The 17,014-nt window shown below is 62.0% G+C and carries 15 protein-coding genes; 8 read left to right on the top strand and 7 right to left on the bottom strand.

Going from position 1 to position 17,014, the window contains the following annotated elements; translation table 11 throughout:
* Positions 1-83 precede the first annotated feature (83 nt).
* Both Hrd1104_RS05310 and Hrd1104_RS05305 read left to right on the top strand, forming a co-directional pair.
* Positions 84-521 carry a universal stress protein gene (locus Hrd1104_RS05310; protein ID WP_154551769.1) on the top strand — a complete coding sequence of 146 codons (438 nt, stop codon included), beginning with the start codon at positions 84-86 and terminating at the stop codon, positions 519-521.
* Between the two features lie 70 nt (positions 522-591).
* A complete protein-coding gene (locus Hrd1104_RS05305) occupies positions 592-2,130 on the top strand; it encodes a hypothetical protein (RefSeq protein WP_154551768.1) in 1,539 nt (512 codons plus the stop codon).
* Here Hrd1104_RS05305 and Hrd1104_RS05300 read toward each other — a convergent pair.
* Both Hrd1104_RS05300 and Hrd1104_RS05295 read right to left on the bottom strand, forming a co-directional pair.
* The gene (locus tag Hrd1104_RS05300; RefSeq protein ID WP_154551767.1) at positions 2,127-3,017 is read right to left on the bottom strand and encodes a Vms1/Ankzf1 family peptidyl-tRNA hydrolase; all 891 of its coding nucleotides are present in this window, start codon (positions 3,015-3,017) and stop codon (positions 2,127-2,129) included. The two genes, Hrd1104_RS05305 and Hrd1104_RS05300, sit on opposite strands and share 4 nt — an antisense overlap.
* A gap of 26 nt (positions 3,018-3,043) precedes the next feature.
* Entirely contained in the window at positions 3,044-3,400 is a 357-nt protein-coding gene (locus tag Hrd1104_RS05295; protein WP_154553199.1) for a DUF5802 family protein, read from the bottom strand.
* 242 nt (positions 3,401-3,642) lie between these two features.
* On the opposite strand from Hrd1104_RS05295, the gene Hrd1104_RS05290 reads away from it, so the two are divergent.
* Together Hrd1104_RS05290 and Hrd1104_RS05285 are read left to right on the top strand one after the other, a co-directional pair.
* Positions 3,643-4,743, top strand: coding sequence for a hypothetical protein (locus Hrd1104_RS05290; protein ID WP_154551766.1), 1,101 nt, complete (start codon positions 3,643-3,645; stop codon positions 4,741-4,743).
* Positions 4,744-4,862: 119 nt separating this feature from the next.
* Complete coding sequence (locus Hrd1104_RS05285; RefSeq protein ID WP_154551765.1) at positions 4,863-5,510, top strand: metalloregulator ArsR/SmtB family transcription factor; 648 nt, start codon at positions 4,863-4,865, stop codon at positions 5,508-5,510.
* A gap of 5 nt (positions 5,511-5,515) precedes the next feature.
* Here Hrd1104_RS05285 and Hrd1104_RS05280 read toward each other — a convergent pair whose 3' ends face one another.
* Positions 5,516-6,052: a hypothetical protein gene (locus Hrd1104_RS05280; protein ID WP_154551764.1), complete on the bottom strand. Its 537-nt coding sequence runs from the start codon at positions 6,050-6,052 to the stop codon at positions 5,516-5,518.
* 86 nt (positions 6,053-6,138) lie between these two features.
* Between Hrd1104_RS05280 and gatD the strand changes: the two genes are divergently transcribed.
* Positions 6,139-7,380, top strand: coding sequence for a Glu-tRNA(Gln) amidotransferase subunit GatD (gatD, locus tag Hrd1104_RS05275; protein ID WP_154551763.1), 1,242 nt, complete (start codon positions 6,139-6,141; stop codon positions 7,378-7,380).
* Between the two features lie 141 nt (positions 7,381-7,521).
* Here gatD and Hrd1104_RS05270 read toward each other — a convergent pair whose 3' ends face one another.
* Positions 7,522-7,803 carry a ubiquitin-like small modifier protein 1 gene (locus tag Hrd1104_RS05270; RefSeq protein WP_154551762.1) on the bottom strand — a complete coding sequence of 94 codons (282 nt, stop codon included), beginning with the start codon at positions 7,801-7,803 and terminating at the stop codon, positions 7,522-7,524.
* 201 nt (positions 7,804-8,004) lie between these two features.
* Here Hrd1104_RS05270 and Hrd1104_RS05265 point away from each other — a divergent pair, with 201 nt between their 5' ends.
* A complete protein-coding gene (locus tag Hrd1104_RS05265; RefSeq protein WP_154551761.1) occupies positions 8,005-9,171 on the top strand; it encodes an NAD-binding protein in 1,167 nt (388 codons plus the stop codon).
* Between the two features lie 287 nt (positions 9,172-9,458).
* On the opposite strand, the gene Hrd1104_RS05260 is transcribed toward Hrd1104_RS05265, so the two are convergent.
* Both Hrd1104_RS05260 and Hrd1104_RS05255 read right to left on the bottom strand, forming a co-directional pair.
* A complete protein-coding gene (locus tag Hrd1104_RS05260) occupies positions 9,459-10,319 on the bottom strand; it encodes a DUF63 family protein (RefSeq protein WP_154551760.1) in 861 nt (286 codons plus the stop codon).
* Positions 10,320-10,523: 204 nt separating this feature from the next.
* Positions 10,524-12,410, bottom strand: a complete 1,887-nt coding sequence (locus Hrd1104_RS05255; RefSeq protein WP_154551759.1) for a PGF-CTERM sorting domain-containing protein — start codon at positions 12,408-12,410, stop codon at positions 10,524-10,526.
* Positions 12,411-12,565: 155 nt separating this feature from the next.
* Here Hrd1104_RS05255 and Hrd1104_RS05250 point away from each other — a divergent pair, with 155 nt between their 5' ends.
* The gene (locus tag Hrd1104_RS05250; RefSeq protein ID WP_154551758.1) at positions 12,566-13,819 is read left to right on the top strand and encodes a tRNA (N(6)-L-threonylcarbamoyladenosine(37)-C(2))-methylthiotransferase; all 1,254 of its coding nucleotides are present in this window, start codon (positions 12,566-12,568) and stop codon (positions 13,817-13,819) included.
* Positions 13,820-13,834: 15 nt separating this feature from the next.
* Here Hrd1104_RS05250 and amrB read toward each other — a convergent pair whose 3' ends face one another.
* Positions 13,835-14,662 (bottom strand): AmmeMemoRadiSam system protein B, encoded by an 828-nt coding sequence (gene amrB / locus Hrd1104_RS05245; protein WP_154551757.1) that lies wholly within the window; start codon positions 14,660-14,662, stop codon positions 13,835-13,837.
* A 270-nt stretch (positions 14,663-14,932) separates the two neighbouring features.
* On the opposite strand from amrB, the gene Hrd1104_RS05240 reads away from it, so the two are divergent.
* Positions 14,933-16,918 (top strand): ATP-binding protein, encoded by a 1,986-nt coding sequence (locus Hrd1104_RS05240; protein ID WP_154551756.1) that lies wholly within the window; start codon positions 14,933-14,935, stop codon positions 16,916-16,918.
* The last annotated feature ends 96 nt before the right edge of the window (positions 16,919-17,014 follow it).

Below are 17,014 nucleotides of genomic sequence, written 5' to 3'. Positions count from 1 at the left end.
CTCCCTCTCGAAAGCGTAACTTTCGTCGCGTGGTACCGTGGCACGTACAACTATTTACTAGGCCCGTGAAGATCTAGGTGGTCATGTACGATACGATCCTGGCGCCGACCGACGGCAGCAGCGGGACCGCGGCAACGCTCGAACACGCCATCTCGATTGGGGCGGACAACGATGCGACGATTCACGGACTGTACGTGCTCGACCGGCGGATGTACCTCGCCGCCGAGAAGGAAGCCCAGGACGAAGTGATCGACTCACTCCGGGAAGACGGCGAGGCCGCGCTCGATCGTCTCCGGACGCAAGTGGCAGACGCCGACGTTCCGATCGAGACGGCGCTTCGGAAAGGGATCCCACATCGAGATATTCTCCGATACGGCGAGGAGATCGGCGCGGATCTGATCGTCATGGGTACGCACGGTCGCACCGGTCGAGACAGACTTACCAATCTCGGCAGTGTGACCGAACGCGTCGTCGAGAACGCGACCACGCCAGTGCTGGTCGTCGACATCGCCGAGGAGTGAACGCGGTGGAGCCGGGCGGGTCAGTGCCGCTGTACGTACGTATTTGTGGGGGCCGGCGAACGGACCCACAATGACTGGGCCGATCGACCTCGCTGCCCGCTCGCTGCGGACCGAAACGACAGCCCCCTTTCGTGAACGACTCCACGAGCAAGCGGCGTTCCTGCGAGAACAACTCGATGCCGGCAGACTGGAGACGGCGGACTTTGCGATCGGTCTCGAAATGGAAGTCTATGCGGTTGGGGCTGGTGACGATGGCCACGCTCTGGCCACGATCCCGGCCGATTTCTTCGGCGTCGACGACCGCATCAGCAAGGAATTGGGTCTTCACAACGCCGAGATCAACACCGACCCCGTGGCTCTCCGGCCCGGCGGGTTCGAGCGCCAGTCGACGGCCGCAGCAACTGGCCTCGAACGGGGACGTGAGGCAATCGGAGACGACAGGACGCTCGTGACGGACGCCATGTGGACGATCCCGCCTGCACGCGGGAGCGATGCGTACCTTTCGGCCCACGAAACGCGTGACGGACTCACGATCGCGACGCACATGCGGTCGAATCCACGCTACTACGCGATCGACAACGAGGTCCTTGACCTGACCGACGGCGCGGTGCCGTTGGACGTACCCGGTGTCTCCCGCTCGTTTCCCAGTATCCTCTTTGAATCTCTCGCCACGTCGATCCAGCCACACCTCCAGATCCCCGACGTTGGGGCGTTTCCAGCGTATTTCAACGCCGCAATCCGGACGCTCGGGCCAGTCCTTGCGCTGTCGACGAACGCGCCGTTCATGCCACCGGATCTGTACGACGACGGTATCGATCCGTGGGACTTACTCGAAGAGACACCACACGAACTGCGCATCGCCGTCTTCGAGCAGTCGGTCAACCACAGCGAGCACCCGAAAGTCCGCGTTCCCGACGACATTGCCACGACAGCGGACGGTATCGATCGCGTCGTGGCCGACGATCTCTATGCCCCCTTCCTCGCTGACTGGGCCAACGGCCACGACGACGAAACCTTCAGCGCCCAGTTTCCCGAATTCGAACACAAGCGGGGGACCTACTGGCGCTGGGTCCGAGCCGTTATCGGTGGCGATCCAGTCCCCGAGGCCGGCGACGAGCGCTCGATCCGTCTCGAATACCGTCCGCTTCCGACTCAGCCGACGGTTGCCGACAATATCAGCCTGCAGGCCCTGACGGCTGGCTTACTGCTCGGCCTCGTGGATGCTGAACATCCCGTGACAGAACTTCCCTGGACGGACGCTCGGGACAGTTTCTATGCCGCCGCCGAAGATGGCCTGGGAGCCGACCTGCAGTGGGTGGACGCTGACGGGGAACGAACGACAGACAGCGAGACGATCTTTGCAGAAGTATTCGAGTACGCGCGCCGTGGCTTGGCCGTCCAGGGCTTTGCCGACAGCCGGATCGACGAGGTGCTCGGCCCGATCGAAGCGCGGTGGACCCAGCAATCGACGCCGAGCCAGTGGAAGCGTGAGACGGTTCGACGCCGGCTTGCCGACGGGGCGACATTGGAGAGAGCGATTCGGGAGATGCAACGGGAGTACGTGCGCCACAGTCAGCGGACGGACTCTTTCGCCGAGTGGCTGGACTAAATCGCGTACAGCGTCGTCGTCCAGAAGTCCCAGAAGGCATCTTCGAGGGCGTCCTCGGGATCGCCGGTCGCGTCGACAGCTGCTGTGGCGTTTGCCTCGGCGGCGACGTCACCCAGCACCGAGCGTTCACCGACGACATAGAGGCGGTCTGTCGTCCGCTCGTCGAGTGCGGCCCGGCAACGATCGAGGTGATTGTCGATCTGTTCGTCACGCAGGCGCTCGAAACGGGCCTGTGAGAAGCCCCCCTTCGAGTGGTTGCGCCCGAGGTCGCTGTCGAACCCGTGAAACGCGACCCGTTCTCGACCACGATATTCCCCCATCGCGAACAGATCGGACCGGACCAGCGCCAGGGTAAACTCGCCAGTCGGCTCGAACAGTGAGCGATCGATGTCGAATCCAGATCCCCACTCGACGAACGGCATCGGTGTGATCGGCGGATCGAGTGCGACACTGCAAACGCCTGCATCGTCAGTGAGTGCAAAACAGGGGCTTTTCTCGGCGATGAGTGGAGCTCGGTCACCGAAGGCCTCACGAACGTGGGCCGGAACGGCTCCGTTGCCGATGAACGCTGTGAGCGCTCTGTCTGGGCCGGCGTCGATGGATTCGAGTCGATCCAAGACGTCGGTAAGGCGCTCTCCCTGAAGACGCTCGCGGTGCCGAACGGAGAGGTCACGATCCGTGTTCTGTAAGCGCTCGATCCGGTCTTGCAGTTGGGCAACTTTGTCTTCGAGCTCGTTGACGCGGCGCTGGGCCGCTTGGCGCTCCGTCACCGCGTCTGCCCGTCGGTCCGATTCGGCCGCTAGTTGCTGCTGTAGATCTTCTTTCTCGGATTCGAGTGCCTCGATCCGTGTTTTGAGGCTCTCTCTCCCGAGTAGCTTATCGAGCATTACTTCGATCCGACAGCCCGAGCGGCTTAAATCCCAGCAGGCTCGTTGGCGACGCCGACCAGCGCAAGGAGTTGCTCTGCCCGGTCTTCGGTCGCCAGGAGCACCTCCCGTAGCGCCGGTGGGTGCTCGACGGGTGTATCTGTCAGCACGTCTGGCGGTACGGCAAGCGTGTCACTGGGGACCGATCGCGCACCGGTCACGGGAAAGTGTCGCGATCCGAGTTTCATCACGAGCGGGTGTCCGTCCGAAGCGGGTGGGGACTGGCCGTACAATTGCGTGTGGACGTGCTGGTATTGCTGGTCGCACATGACTGCAGTCTCTCGTTTGCCGGACTGGACGTACAACCGGCCGAGATAGTACGACCGTGAGAACTGTTCAAACATGCGGTACACTAACATACATCATACCAAGTCGAAAAAGCGTTTTGACTGCGGCGGTCATTGCCGCCCGCGGGCACGACGCTACGTCAGCCCCATCAAGGGCGCTTTCGACACATTCCCGCAGTCACGAGATCCATCGAGACAGCGCTATAAACGCTACTGGACAATTAGCACGTGTTACGTTGATGAATGAACAGCACGAACGAAGCTCTGGGTTTTAGTAGATACCGGTGGGACGATTGGGTATGACCGTCCGAGCCAGCGTGTTCGTCACACTCGTCGTCGCGTCACTTGTCGTTGCCCCGGCGCTGGCGTTTACGGGTGGGGGATCGCTTACCGCGGTGTCACAGTCAGCCGATGCGCCATCGGACGCAACACCATCGACAGAGGCGAACACGACGGCGACCAACGAAAGTTCGCCATCACTTGGCAGCCAGCTAAGTGCCTTCATGCAATCGAACGCCGTCGAGGCGAACGCATCCGTCGAAACCGGGATGTGGGCTGCCAGTGTTCGGGCTAATGCATCCGCGGCGAATCGCTCCGTGTCGAACCGCATTCGCACGCTCGAAGGCCGTCTAAACCGACTCCAGACTCGTTTGGATCGCTTCGAGAACGGCAGTTCCGATGTCGCTGGACCGGCCAAGGCCGCCCAGGTGTCGAGACTCGCAGCCCAAATCCGGACACTACAGTCCGCAATCAACGAGACTGATCGGGTCGCAACGCAGACAGGTGTCAACACCACACGACTCGAGTCGCTACGAACGCAGGCCGCAAACATGACTGGCCGAGAGGTCGCCTCCATGGCCCGGAATCTCTCCGCTGGGCCGCCTGATGCCGTTCCCGGTGGCCCGCCCGCCGGTGCCGAACGCGGCCCACCGAACGGGACCGCTGGGCCACCAACCACTGACGAGCAAGGCCCACCGAACGGGACTGCCGGGCCACCAGCCACTGACGAGCAAGGCCCACCGAACGGGACCGCTGGGCCGCCAACCACTGACGAGCAAGGCCCACCGAACGGGACCGCTGGGCCGCCAACCACTGACGAGCAAGGCCCACCGAACGGGACTGCCGGGCCGTCATCCGGGCCGGGAGACGAGACGACTGAAACCGATCATCCGACAAACGGGGCCGACGATGCTGCGGAAACTGGGGATACTGGACAGTCGAGCGACGATACTGGGTCGTCGAAAGACTCCGGCGGGAAAGACAGCAAAGATACCGATACTCCAGGCGGGAGTAGCCAGGGTTCGAGCGGTTCGAGTGGTAGCCAGGGTTCGAGCGGTGGATCGGATTCGAACGGGGCGGCGACAGGATCTGACGACCACGGTGGCGACCGACCGAACTGAGCGGTTCTACGCGCCGGGGCGTTCGCGTGGAGACATCCCTCACATCGCCTGTTGTCGCGTCAATACGGTTTCGACCACGTAGGAAAGAGTTATCAAGGGTAAGAGGTAACGTCACGTAAATGGACTCCGCGGAGTTGCTCGATTTATTGGGGAATGCAAATCGGCGACGGATCCTCCGTCTGCTGGCGCGCAAACCCTGCTTCGTCACCGAAATCAGCGACTACCTCGGTGTCAGTCCAAAAGCCGTCATCGACCATCTTAGACAGCTCGAAGAGGCGGGGTTAGTCGAGAGCCGAACCGACGATCGGCGCCGCAAGTACTTTTATATCTCTCGGGGGTTCCGGCTCGAAGTCTCGGCATCTCCCTACAGTTTCGGGACGAAAACGGCCTATCCCGCGAGTTCGGGCTTGGATATGGCCTCTTGCAGACATCTCTCGATCGATGTCGATCCCGATGGGGCCGGAAATCTCTCTGAGCTAGCGATCGAACTCCGACGACTACGGCGACTCCAGAACGAACTTTCGTTGGCACAGCGATGGGTCCAGGGCCGACTAACCGATGTCATGGAAGGGATCGGCGATCATATCGACGACGACAGTCGGATCGTCGTCGAAGTGATGGCAGCATTGGCTGACCAGCCAACTGACATCGAAGATATCAGTCGCGAAGTCGAAGTACCACCCTCGGTCGTCGAAGACGTGTTACACACTCTAGAGTCACGTGGTGTCGTCGAGCAGGATGGCCAGCAGTGGCAACTCGACGGGTGAGGCCGTCACTGGCCCTCGATATCTGTCGTCATGCCGGTTCGGAGGTCACGCCCGAAGTAGTGGCCAAGCAGTGCCGCGATCGCACCGCTTCCGGCGCCGAAAATCGCGAGCAATTCGCCTTGTCCCACGACGGCGACGACCATGAACTTCGAGACCGTCCCCAGCGCTGCCGTCGCCGCACCGGCGAGTGTAAATTCGAGATACGATCGACGTGAGCCAAACACGCCCGCGACGAATGCGGCGGTAAAGATCCCGCCAAGCGCCGCGAGCGAATCGAAAAACGGGATCGCAATGCCAAACCCAATTGCCCCCAAGACGCTCCCCGCGAGCGCGAGCAGAAACGAGCGAATCGAGAAGATGCGACCGAGCTGGGGGCGAACCGAGACCAGCCCGCCCAGCCGTGCGCGAATGCGGGCGAGACGACCGCCCGATGGCCCAGTCGCGTCTTTGGCCGCGTCCTCGGGCGTGTCCAGTAACTCTTCGAGGTCAGTGTCCCCCATGGATTCCTCGCCACGCGAGAGCTGATCGGACCGCTCTGCCATACTATCTCTCAGTTCCTGGGAGACTTGGACTTTGCCCCCGGGCGAGAAAGATGGTTTCAAGTCGCCTGCCCCGGTAGCCGGCCTACATGAACCCAGGAGATCGCGTGCAGGTCGATCGCGACGACCAGACCTTCGAGGGGGTCTTGTTGCCGTCCTCGAACGACCAACGACTCGTCGTGAAACTGGAGAGTGGCTACAACGTTGGCCTCGATCGCGAGGCGGCCGAGGCGACGGTCCTCGAAGCCGACGTCTACGATATCGAATCCGGTGACGCCAGCGACCAGTCGACCGTCGAGTTCGACGACGACCTCCCGACGATTTCGCTCATCTCGACGGGCGGGACGATCGCCTCGACCGTCGACTACCGGACCGGTGCTGTCACTGCTCAGTTCGACGCCGAAGACGTCCTCCGGGCCGTCCCTGAACTGGCTGGTCTGGCGAACTACCGCGGCCGTGTCGTCGCGAATATCCTCTCTGAGAACATGACGCCGGACGTCTGGCAGGATCTCGCCGAGGCGATCCACGACGAAATCGAAGCGGGCGCCGACGGCGTCGTCGTCATGCACGGAACGGACACGATGCAGTTTACGGCCAGCGCGATTTCGTTCATGCTCGAGACACCGGTCCCGATCGTCTTCACCGGCAGCCAGCGCTCGGCTGACCGGCCATCGTCGGACAACGTGATGAACGCTGTCGCTGCCGTCGCAGCCGCCAAAAGCGACGCCGCAGAGGTGATGATCTGCATGCACGCTGCCGAGAGCGACGACGTCTGTGCTCTCCACCGAGGGACGCGAGCCCGCAAGAACCACACGTCCCGTCGGGACGCGTTCGAGACGATCGGTCGTGAGCCCCTGGGCACAGTCGAGTACGAGACCCGCGACGTCACGTTCAGACGGGACTACGCCGAACGTGGTGAGACAGAACTCGCCTTCCAGGCCGATCTCGAAACGGACGTCGATCTCGTGAAGTTCGCCCCGGGAGCCGGACCGTCGATGCTCGATCCGGTTGCGGGATCGGCCGGACTCGTGATCGAAGGGACCGGATTGGGTCACGTCAACACCGACTGGATCGACCGCATCGAAGCCCTGGTCGAGGACGGGACGACGGTCGTGATGACCAGCCAGTGTCTCGACGGCCGGATCTGTGATCGCGTCTACGACACCGGGCGTGACTTGCTCGATGCGGGCGTCATCGAAGGTGAAGACATGCTCCCGGGCACGGCGATGGTCAAACTCATGTGGGTACTGGCAAACCGTGACGACCCTGCGGAGGCGATGCAGGAACCACTGGCCGGTGAAATCACCGACCGGTCGACACCCTGGGAGTGACGACACCAATCAGCCTGTTCGTGTAACTGATTTTCTGGTCTCGACTTGCGTTGCCAGCAGTTGGAACAACCACGCCGACCCAGAACGCCTTTGCTCGATCGCTGCGGGCGTCGATGCTGACGTCTGCTACCCAGCGCTCGCTCACCCGCCACTGACCGGCGGAAACAGCGCGAGCTCGTCTCCGCGTGTAACCTCGCGCTCGGATTGTAGCGGCTCTTCGACGTCTTCGCCGTCGTGGAGCGTTCGAACGTGTTCGTAGACACCCTGCTCGTCGTCACGAGCTTCCTCGGCGACGGCGGGATACGCTTCAAAGAGAGCCTCGATCGCGGTAGCAACAGTCGGGTCTCCCGAAACGTCGACGGACACCTCGTTGTCACCGGCCGCTTCGCCCAGCGTGGCAAAGAGTCGCCAGGTTACGTGCATAGGTAATCTGGGGACCGCCGACGGAATGAACGTTCCGGGCTGCACTCACTCCGGTCTCGGTCTGCTTGTATCAGTCGTTTCGGTCACTGTGCCCCAATTCGAGCGTGGTCGAGACGAGAGCTCCCAGGGGAGACCAGTCTCAGGTCAGTGTCGGCGATCGCAGGCGACGGATTTTATTCGCTCCCAGTCGGAACTCTGGGTATGGACGAGCTACGGGACTGGCTCGGTCCCAGGCCGGCGATCTACCTGACGGCTGCTGTCGCCGTCCTCTCGGTAGCCACTGGTCTGATCAACGTCGGCGCACAGTCCATCTCCGGGCCGCTTTCCGCTATCGTGCCGCCGACGATTCAGCGGACGGCCGGCTTTACCGGCGCACTCACGGGCTTTCTGATGCTCGGTTCGGCATATGGCCTGCGCCATCGGCTTCGCTCGGCGTGGTTCTCGACGATGATCCTCTTGCCGGTGACGGCTCTGCAGGGGCTCGTCCAGACGAACGTCGCGTCGCTCCCGTTGATCGGGCTATCAATACTTTCGATGCCGACGGTGCTGGTGAGCTACCGACGATTCGATCGGACGATCGACCTCTCGACGGCCCAACTCGCTGCCCTGGCTGCCCTCGTCGGGACTCTGTCCTACGGGACGATCGGGACCTACACCCTCCGAGACAGCTTCGAGGGTGTCCAGACGCTGACGGACGCCCTCTACTATACGATCGTGACGGCCTCGACAGTTGGGTACGGTGACGCGATCCCGTCGGGGAGCGACGGTGTGCGACTGTTTGCACTGTCGGTGGTCCTGCTCGGGACGGCATCGTTTGCCCTCGCACTGGGCTCGCTTATCGGCCCACTCATCCAGGCACGACTCGCAGCAGCACTCGGTACGATGACCCGCTCACAACTCGACCAACTCGAGGATCACGTCCTCGTGCTTGGCTACGGCGATCTCACGGAACCGATTCTCGAAGAACTGCAGGCAACGGTCAACTTCATCGTCGTCACACCCGACGAGGAGACCGCGACGATGCTCGGAAATCGCGACATCAACGCCATCGTCGGCGATCCAAGCGACGAAGAGCCGCTCCAACGCGCTGGGATCGAACGCGCACGCGCCGTCTTGGTGGCAACGAACGACGACGCTCAAGACGCACTCGGCATCTTGACAGCGAGCCAACTCAACCCGGACGCACGGATCGTCGCTGCCGCCACTGATCGAGAGAACATCGAGAAACTCCGTCGGGCCGGTGCACACTCGGTCATCAGCCCCGCTGTTATCGGTGGCCACCTCCTCGTGCAGTCGGCTATGGGCGGGATGGGGATGGAAGCGATTGCCGATCGATTACTCGAAGTCGAAGACGAATCCGAGATCTGACCGAACCGACGTGCATACTGCTGTAGCCCTTCGAGCCCACGGCCGCAGCGGAGACCGTCAGAGTCTGAATTCGTCCAGTCGCTCGAAATTTACTCGCCATTGTGTGTGATTGCTTCGGCCACTGTACACTGGCTGATCTTGGCGACGCACCCGCGACCATCCGGAACCAATGCAGTCTGAGGGCGGTCGCCGGGTTCGACCAGTGTGGCTGTTTTGCCATCGCCGAACTTCCACACCCGAGAGTAACAGGAACGAACAGTCTGGCTCGACGGTTGCTGTGGGTCAGGTCACCCGAGCGTGAAGATGACGAAGTTGTTCGCGGCCGGCCCCAGACCGACCGCCGTGACGAACACCAACAGGAGACTCCCCTGTATGGGGTGTTCATCGAGCGTGTCCGCGATTGCGACCACGATGAGACCGGCCACCACCAGTTTCACGAGGACGAACAACCAGCCAGAGCCGAGATACTCCGCCGTCGGTAACGACGCCGCAAAGTCCATGATCGCTTCGGGAAGGGGGCTTCGCTCGGTCACATCCAAAATGTCTGTGCCGATCGCTGTCGTGATGCCGTCGAAGGCGTGTGCGAAGACGACACTGCCACCGGCCAATCCGGCACGGGCGGCCTGTGTCGTCCACCGAATACTAACCAGTGCGTACGTGATGCCAGACAGTGGCACGGCGATGATGAAGCCGACGATCGGCCACAGGGGCGAAAAGTCGAGAGCGTCACCGAGTCCTTGCCAGACGATCGCCCCGAGGAAGACGAGCAACACGCCAGTCCCGACAGCACCCAGGTACGTCCCCACACGATCGAGACGGCCGCTCAAGGCCCCAACCATGGTCAGTGCGAGCCAAACGCCACCGACGACAACGTAGATCGTCACGTACACTGCCGGTGCTGAGAACAATGGCGCGACCCACTCCGGATACAGCCCCGGTGGACTGGTTACCGTCGGCGGCACCGATAGTTGATACAACGCGTGGCTGATACCCCCCACTGCGATCCAGGGGACGAACGCGACCACGTGGCCTTTCCTCACGGGCGGTTCGATCCCCACGAGAAAGACTGTTGTCAGCAACCCGCCCAACCCGAGCGCGAGGAGGTACGGCAGATCCGGCACAACGAGTCCGCTTGGCAATAGCGGCATATGTCATATCCCTTTTGGCTCTGTGGAAAACGTTCCGGTCTCATCGACAAGAGACTGTCAAGGCCACACACTGGCCACGGCCCACTGTTTGCTATCGGATCGTCCCGCGGCTATCGGCGCTCAGAGGGCTTTGGGCCAATTACTGTGGACATGGCGAACAAAAAATATTTTCCGTCGATAGCGCCGACTCGCCGGGTCAGCCACTCACCGCCGCCAGACGTAGACGACCGCGCCTGCGGCCAGCACCGCGACACCGGCGCCGCCGCCCAGCAAGGGCAGCGGGAGGTCGCCCGACTCAGAAGCTGCGGCGTTGGGGACGTACGAACGCACTGACTGGGCGTCCATCGTCGGGAACGACGCCGACTCCTGGTCCCATTCGTCCGATGAGTGAACCGTCGTTTCTTCTGAGACCATTTCCAACTGGCGAACAGCAGACTCGTTGGACTCACTATCGACGGCGTTGGCCATCCGGAGATAGGCCGTCGTCCCGTTGTCGGCCTGTTCGACGTACGCTCGCTCGATGGTCCCGTTGCCTGTTCGGTCCGCGACCTGACTCGTGATCGCCGAGAGATTCTCGAAGGCCATACCTCCTTCGAGGACAGCACCAGATCGATTCACCGACGCATCGAGGCGTGCCCCCTTGAATCCAGCCGCTTCGAGGTCACCGAGCCACTCGACGGGTGCCGTCGTCGACTGTGCTACGGACTGTTGATAGCTCTCCATCGTCCGATTGTAGAGGTTCGCCTGCTGGACCCAAAACGAGCCGTTCCCGTCGATCCGATCGTCAGTGGCTGCCATCTGGAGCGAAAACCGCTGGGTACCGATCGGCGGCAGATCGTGGTCTTGTCGCTCAGTGACCAACGTCTCCCAGTTTGTCGTTCGCGTCTTGGCGTCGAGGTCGAGTTCGATCGTTCCCTCGTCTGTCGACTCGACCGTACTGTTCCAAGAGAGGGTCCGCGAGAATTCTGCGGCCGCCATGGCGTCGAGTTGGGAACGGAAGTTGTCGATGCGGTCTGAGACGTTCCCCTCGACGGACGCTTCCATGGCCGTGAAATACGCCCGTGCGAGACCGTCGTAGTTGTCGACCGTCAGGTTCCAACTCACATTGCCACCGCTCGATCCCAGGTCGGCAGTGACGACGGCTCGATCGATCGAAACGTTCGCCAGGCTGTCGCTGATCGCGTCAGTCGTCGGCCCGAAAGACTGGTCAGCACCTCCTGTCTGAGTGGCCAACCCGTCCGTGACGGCCTGTTGCAGCATCTCGTTGAGGCCTTCGATTTCGACCGTGTACGCAAGTTCTAGAGTCGCTCCATCGTTCGTTCGCTCGAAGGCATAGGTATCGAGGGAGACCGCACTCGATGTCCCGTCCATCGAGGAAATGCTTTCGAACTGTCGGCGGAGCCGGTCGGCAGCCCGCTCGCGGGTCGCCCACCGATCGGCGTTCCGTCCGGTGACGTGACTCTCGCGGGCGACCTCGAGGACGTGGCCGTCCTCGGTGGCACGCAATCGATAGTCGACGCTGGTCGAAGACGTACCGGGTAGCATCATCGAGAGGTTCGCTGTCCCCGCAGTCGAGAGTCGCGTGCCGCTCGTGTAGATCTCACCACTCGTTTGGGCCTGACTGAAAATGGCGGCGAGCATCTTGCTGTCGTCCGGGAGCGCGATGGTTGCGTCCACCGTCGCGTCACTCTTGGCGACATCTTCGGTCTGGCGACTCTGGACGTCGACGTCGAGCTCTTCGAGGGCGTCCGGCCGCGGGGCGGAGATCGTTCCCGACCCGTTGAGCCGCGAGCGATTGGCGGCCATCGTCATCGACCCGGTGACGTTCGATTCGACCGCCGCCCACTCGTAGATTCCATAGGCGAGGCCTTTCTCGACGTTCATGCCGAGGTGCCCGTTCCCGGGGGTCGAATCATTCTCTTCGAAGACCAGCACGACGTCCCCGTCGTCGGCGACGTACGCGTCTTGGGCACCACTCGTTTCGTTTGCTATCGGTTCTCCGCGTTCTGCAATCCCGATCGCCCCAACTGTCGAACTCCCCACCAATCCAAGGAGGACTACAATCAGGACGGCTCGCTGCAGTCGTGACATGCAAGTGGATGATTTGGTGAGCGACAGTTAACTGTTTTGAGAAGCGATTGCGGCCTCGATTGCCGCTATTCTGGCTTCTGACGGGCTGCACTGGCGATTGAGTCGCCTTCGATGCGTCGCCCTTTTGTTCGCGTACCCGTAGACATGGATAGCGGATGGCCCGATATCACATCGAGACGTACGGCTGTACGTCAAATCGTGGCGAGAGCCAGGCGATCGAGCGGTCGCTCCGCGATGGGGGCCACCACCCGGTCGACGATCCATCTCAGGCGGACGTCGCGATTCTCAACACCTGTACCGTCGTCGAGAAGACGGAGCGCAATATGCTCCGGCGGGCCGCGGAACTCGACGAACAGACGCCCGCGGATCTCGTCATCACGGGCTGTATGGCCCTGGCCCAGGACGAGGCCTTTCGGGACGCCGGCATCGATGCCGAGATCCTCCACTGGGATGACGTCCCCGAGTACGTTCGCAACGGCGAGTGTCCGACAGTGACGCCCGATACTGACGTCCTCCTGGATGGTGTGACCGGGATCCTCCCGATCGCTCGTGGCTGTCTCTCGGATTGTTCCTATTGCATCACGAAACACGCGACCGGGACGATCGATTCCCCGCCCGTCGCCCACAACGTCGAGAAAGCCCGCCAACTGCTCGACGCCGGCGCACGGGAGCTTCGGATCACGGGCCAAGACACCGGCGTCTATGGATTGGAAGACGGTGAACGGAAACTCCCAGAGCTGCTTGGGCGGATCTGTGAACTGCCCGGGGAGTTCCGTGTCCGGGTCGGCATGGCGAACCCGAAAGGCGTCTATGGGATGGCCGACGAACTCGCTGCCGTCTTCGCCGAGTACGACGAACTGTACAACTTCCTGCACGCGCCCGTCCAGTCGGGCAGTGACGACGTGCTCTCGGATATGCGACGCCGACATCGCCGCCCGCAATTCGAAGAGATCGTCGCCGCGTTCGACGAACACCTGGACTACTGGACGCTCGCGACCGACTTCATCGTCGGCTTCCCGACCGAGAGCGACGCCGATTTCCAAGCGAGTTTGGATCTCCTCCGGGCGGTCGAACCCGAGAAGCTCAACGTCACCCGGTTCTCGAAGCGACCGGGCACCGATGCCGCCCAGTTGGACGGTCTGGGCGGCACGGTGAAAAAAGAGCGCTCGAAAGCTATGACCGAGGTGAAAATGGATGTCGTCGGCGCGGCCCACGAGGCGATGGTCGGTGAGAACCAGCGACTCCTCCTCGTCGAAGACGGGACCGAGGAGTCACTGGTGGGCTACGACGAAGCTCACCGACAGGTCGCCGTCCCGAAAGCGGAAACGATGGGGCTGTCGCTCGGTGATTTTGTCACCGTCGAAATCACCGGCCACAACACAGTGTACGCGCTCGGCGAGCCAGTGTAGACAGCGCCGGGCTGCTCAGGACTCGATTGCGACGGCGCCGTATCCGACGACTTCTGCCATCGAACCGGCCGTCTCTCCGCTACTCGCGTGGGCGAGAACGTCGACGCTTCCCTCGAGGGCATACAGCAGTGTCGCGATCGCCCCGTACCCACAGACAGAGAGGGCTTCGCGCTCGACTGTCTCGATCAGTGCGTCCGGGTCGTGCTCGCGGATCGGGTCTAACGCCAGTTCGTCACGTGCCATCGCGACGTCGTGGGGTTCGTAGTGCGTGAAATCCGACGACGCGATCAGGACTGTTCGTTCGGTGAGTGTCTCGGCGATTGCACTCCCCAGCTCTCGGGCCGTGGCTTCGTCCTGTTGCCGGAGGCTGATCGGGAGGACCGAGACGGAATCGTACAGCTCTTGGAGGAAGGGGAGTTGGACTTCGGTCGCGTGCTCTCGGGCGTGTGCTCGATCATCGACCGTCGCGTCAGTCGTCTCGACGAGCTGCTCGCGAACTGTCCCGTCGATTGGGACCGTGCCCAGCGGCGTTTGCCACGCGTCGTGCCCTGGGATCGCGATGTTCGCACCGATCCCGGTGTGATTCGGGCCGATGACGACGACCGTCTCCGGTGTCCCTCCGGTACCAAGGGCGGCGTAGGCATGGGCGGCGACAGGCCCCGAAAACGGCAGCCCAGCGTGGGGTGTGAGAAGGCCCGCGACAGCCGGTGTCCCCGCTGGTGGGGATGGACGAGTCCCTGGACCGATTTGGTGATCGTAGCAGGCGCGCAATTGCTCCTGTAGCGCCTCTGCCTGGCTGGCGTAGAACCGGCCGGCGACTGCCGGCTCTCGCACGCCAGCCATTATGCACCCTCCCGAACCCGAGCTGCATCCGCCTGCACTTTCGGCTGTGTGTCCATATCTGAGTGGTGGAACGCCTGCTGTTCAATAGTTGTGGCTGTGTTTGTCCATCGCATGGCCTTGCGGACAATCGTACTCACTCTCTGGGTGCCCGGGCCTTCGATCGGTTCCGATCGGGCCCGCGCACGATATTCCTGATATGCTACACGTGGGGGAGGATTAACGTGGCCCGACGCGGAACGGTTGGGCACTGTGGAGTTCGCGTATCACTATTTGAACCAAGAGCCCACTGTTTTGCTCGTCGGTGCGAGCGACGAAGCGGCGCCGCTCACTCGGGCGCTGTCGCCGGACGACAATTTCTATCGAGTCGAACACGTCGAGACGGGACGCCAGGCACGTCGCGCCGTCGACGAGTCCGTCTGTTGTGTCGTGGCGGACCAAGAGTTGCCCGCATCACGGGGCGTTGATCTTGCTCGGAAACTCGCCGAGACTGCGATCGAGCCACCAGTCGTTATCAACGCCGAGACTCTCGACCCCGAGCTCGTTGCAGCGACCGGCGGGCCCGTCACCGCGGTCGTCCCGCCGTCCCATCGAGAGACGCTTCCCGAGACGGTCCGCACGCAGGTCGAGGCGCACTTACAATCTTTCGAAGAGACTCTCAAGACAGATGCCATCGAAACGCTGTTCGAGAACCTCGAGTACACGGTCATGGTCAAAGACGACCAAGCTCGCTTCCTGCAGTTGTTTTCGGGGTTGACTGGGCCAAGCGACCAGGAGGCACGCGGTCGGACGGACCGTGAACTGTACGCTGGGCGGTTCAACCTCGGCGAGCAGTGGTATGCCGACGATATGCAGGTTCTCGGAGGCGACCCGATCCACCAGGAGGTCAAACAATACGGCGAGGAGAGCCCGTTCTGGATCGAATACACGAAGCTCCCCTGGCGGGACGAAACCGGTGATATACGCGGACTCGTCGGGTTCTCCCAGCAAGTCACCGACCGGGTGAGACTCAAACAGCAGCTAGCCAGACAATCCAAGCGACTCGAAGCGTTTTCGGACTACATCGCACACGACCTCAAAAGCCCGCTGCAGGTCGCCAGTGGTCACCTTGACCTTGCGCGGGACGGCCAGGAAGCGAGTTTCGCGGAGGTGCAAGGCGCCCTCGATCGCATGGACCGCATGATCGACGATATCAAGATTCTGGCTCGGCGGGAGCGAGAAGACCAGCTACGGCTTCACGAAGTCCCGATCGTCGAACCCATCCGGACGATCTGGGAGAACCTCGAGACAGGCGAGGCCACTCTCGAACTCGAACTCCCTCAAGATATGTACATCAATGCGGCCAAAGGCGAGTTTCGCCCTCTCTTGGAGAACCTGCTTCGAAACGCTATCGATCACGGGGGCTCTGACGTGACCGTGACGGTCGGGCCGCTCAATGCAGGCTTCTTTCTCGAAGATGACGGGCCTGGGATCCCGCCCGACGATCGGGACGCTATCTTCGAACACGGCCACACCACGGCCGACGATGGAAGCGGTATCGGTCTGGCGATGGTCCAAGACGTCGTCGATTCACACGATTGGACCATCGAAGTCTGCGACAGTTCCGAGGGCGGCGCACGATTCGAAATTACGAACGTCCTCTCGGTAACCGAGCCGGATCGGAACGTCCAGACTGGCGAATCCGTCTCGCTCACCACTGCGACTGATGTCGGCAACCCGGTCAGCGCAGGTGACGCGATATACGATCCGAATGCCCAAACGTGGTCGATCACGGGCGCTGGAGCGGACATCTCGGGCCCGGAAAACGAGTTTCACTACGTCTTCACGCGAGTTGCCGGTGACGCGCGAATCCAAGCCCACGTTGCCGATCTCGAGGCCGTCGGTCCGTACAGTAAGGGCGGGGTCATGGTCCGTAACTCGCTCGATGAAGACTCGCTGCATGGGTTCGTTGGGCGGACAGCCGAACACGGGACTGAACTGCTCTGGTGTGATCGACCAGGAACCAAAACGACATCCCAGCACCTCGAGGAGGCCAACGACGACTACGAATGGCTCCGAATCGACCGAGAGGGCGACGTGCTCACCTGCTCGGTATCACGGGACGGAGCCACTTGGAATCTGATCGACCAGCGACACGTCCCGCTGGCCAAAGAAGTCTTGGTCGGATTGGCAACTTGCAGTGCTGTCGCCCGACGAGCCACGACAGCTACATTTGAAGACGTTACTGTCCGACGAATCGACACTGACGCCCCTTCGTAGATCTGTGTTCTATGGATCTCACGTCTCACGAGTTGAATCGCGTGTATCCGTAACTCGTCAGTCGGTCGCTCGGACTCGGATGGAGCTGTGCTATAT

Source organism: Halorhabdus sp. CBA1104, from assembly GCF_009690625.1.
Lineage (GTDB): Archaea > Halobacteriota > Halobacteria > Halobacteriales > Haloarculaceae > Halorhabdus.
The sequence above is the reverse complement of the archived record's forward strand: the minus strand, read 5'-3'. Positions and strand labels throughout refer to the sequence as shown.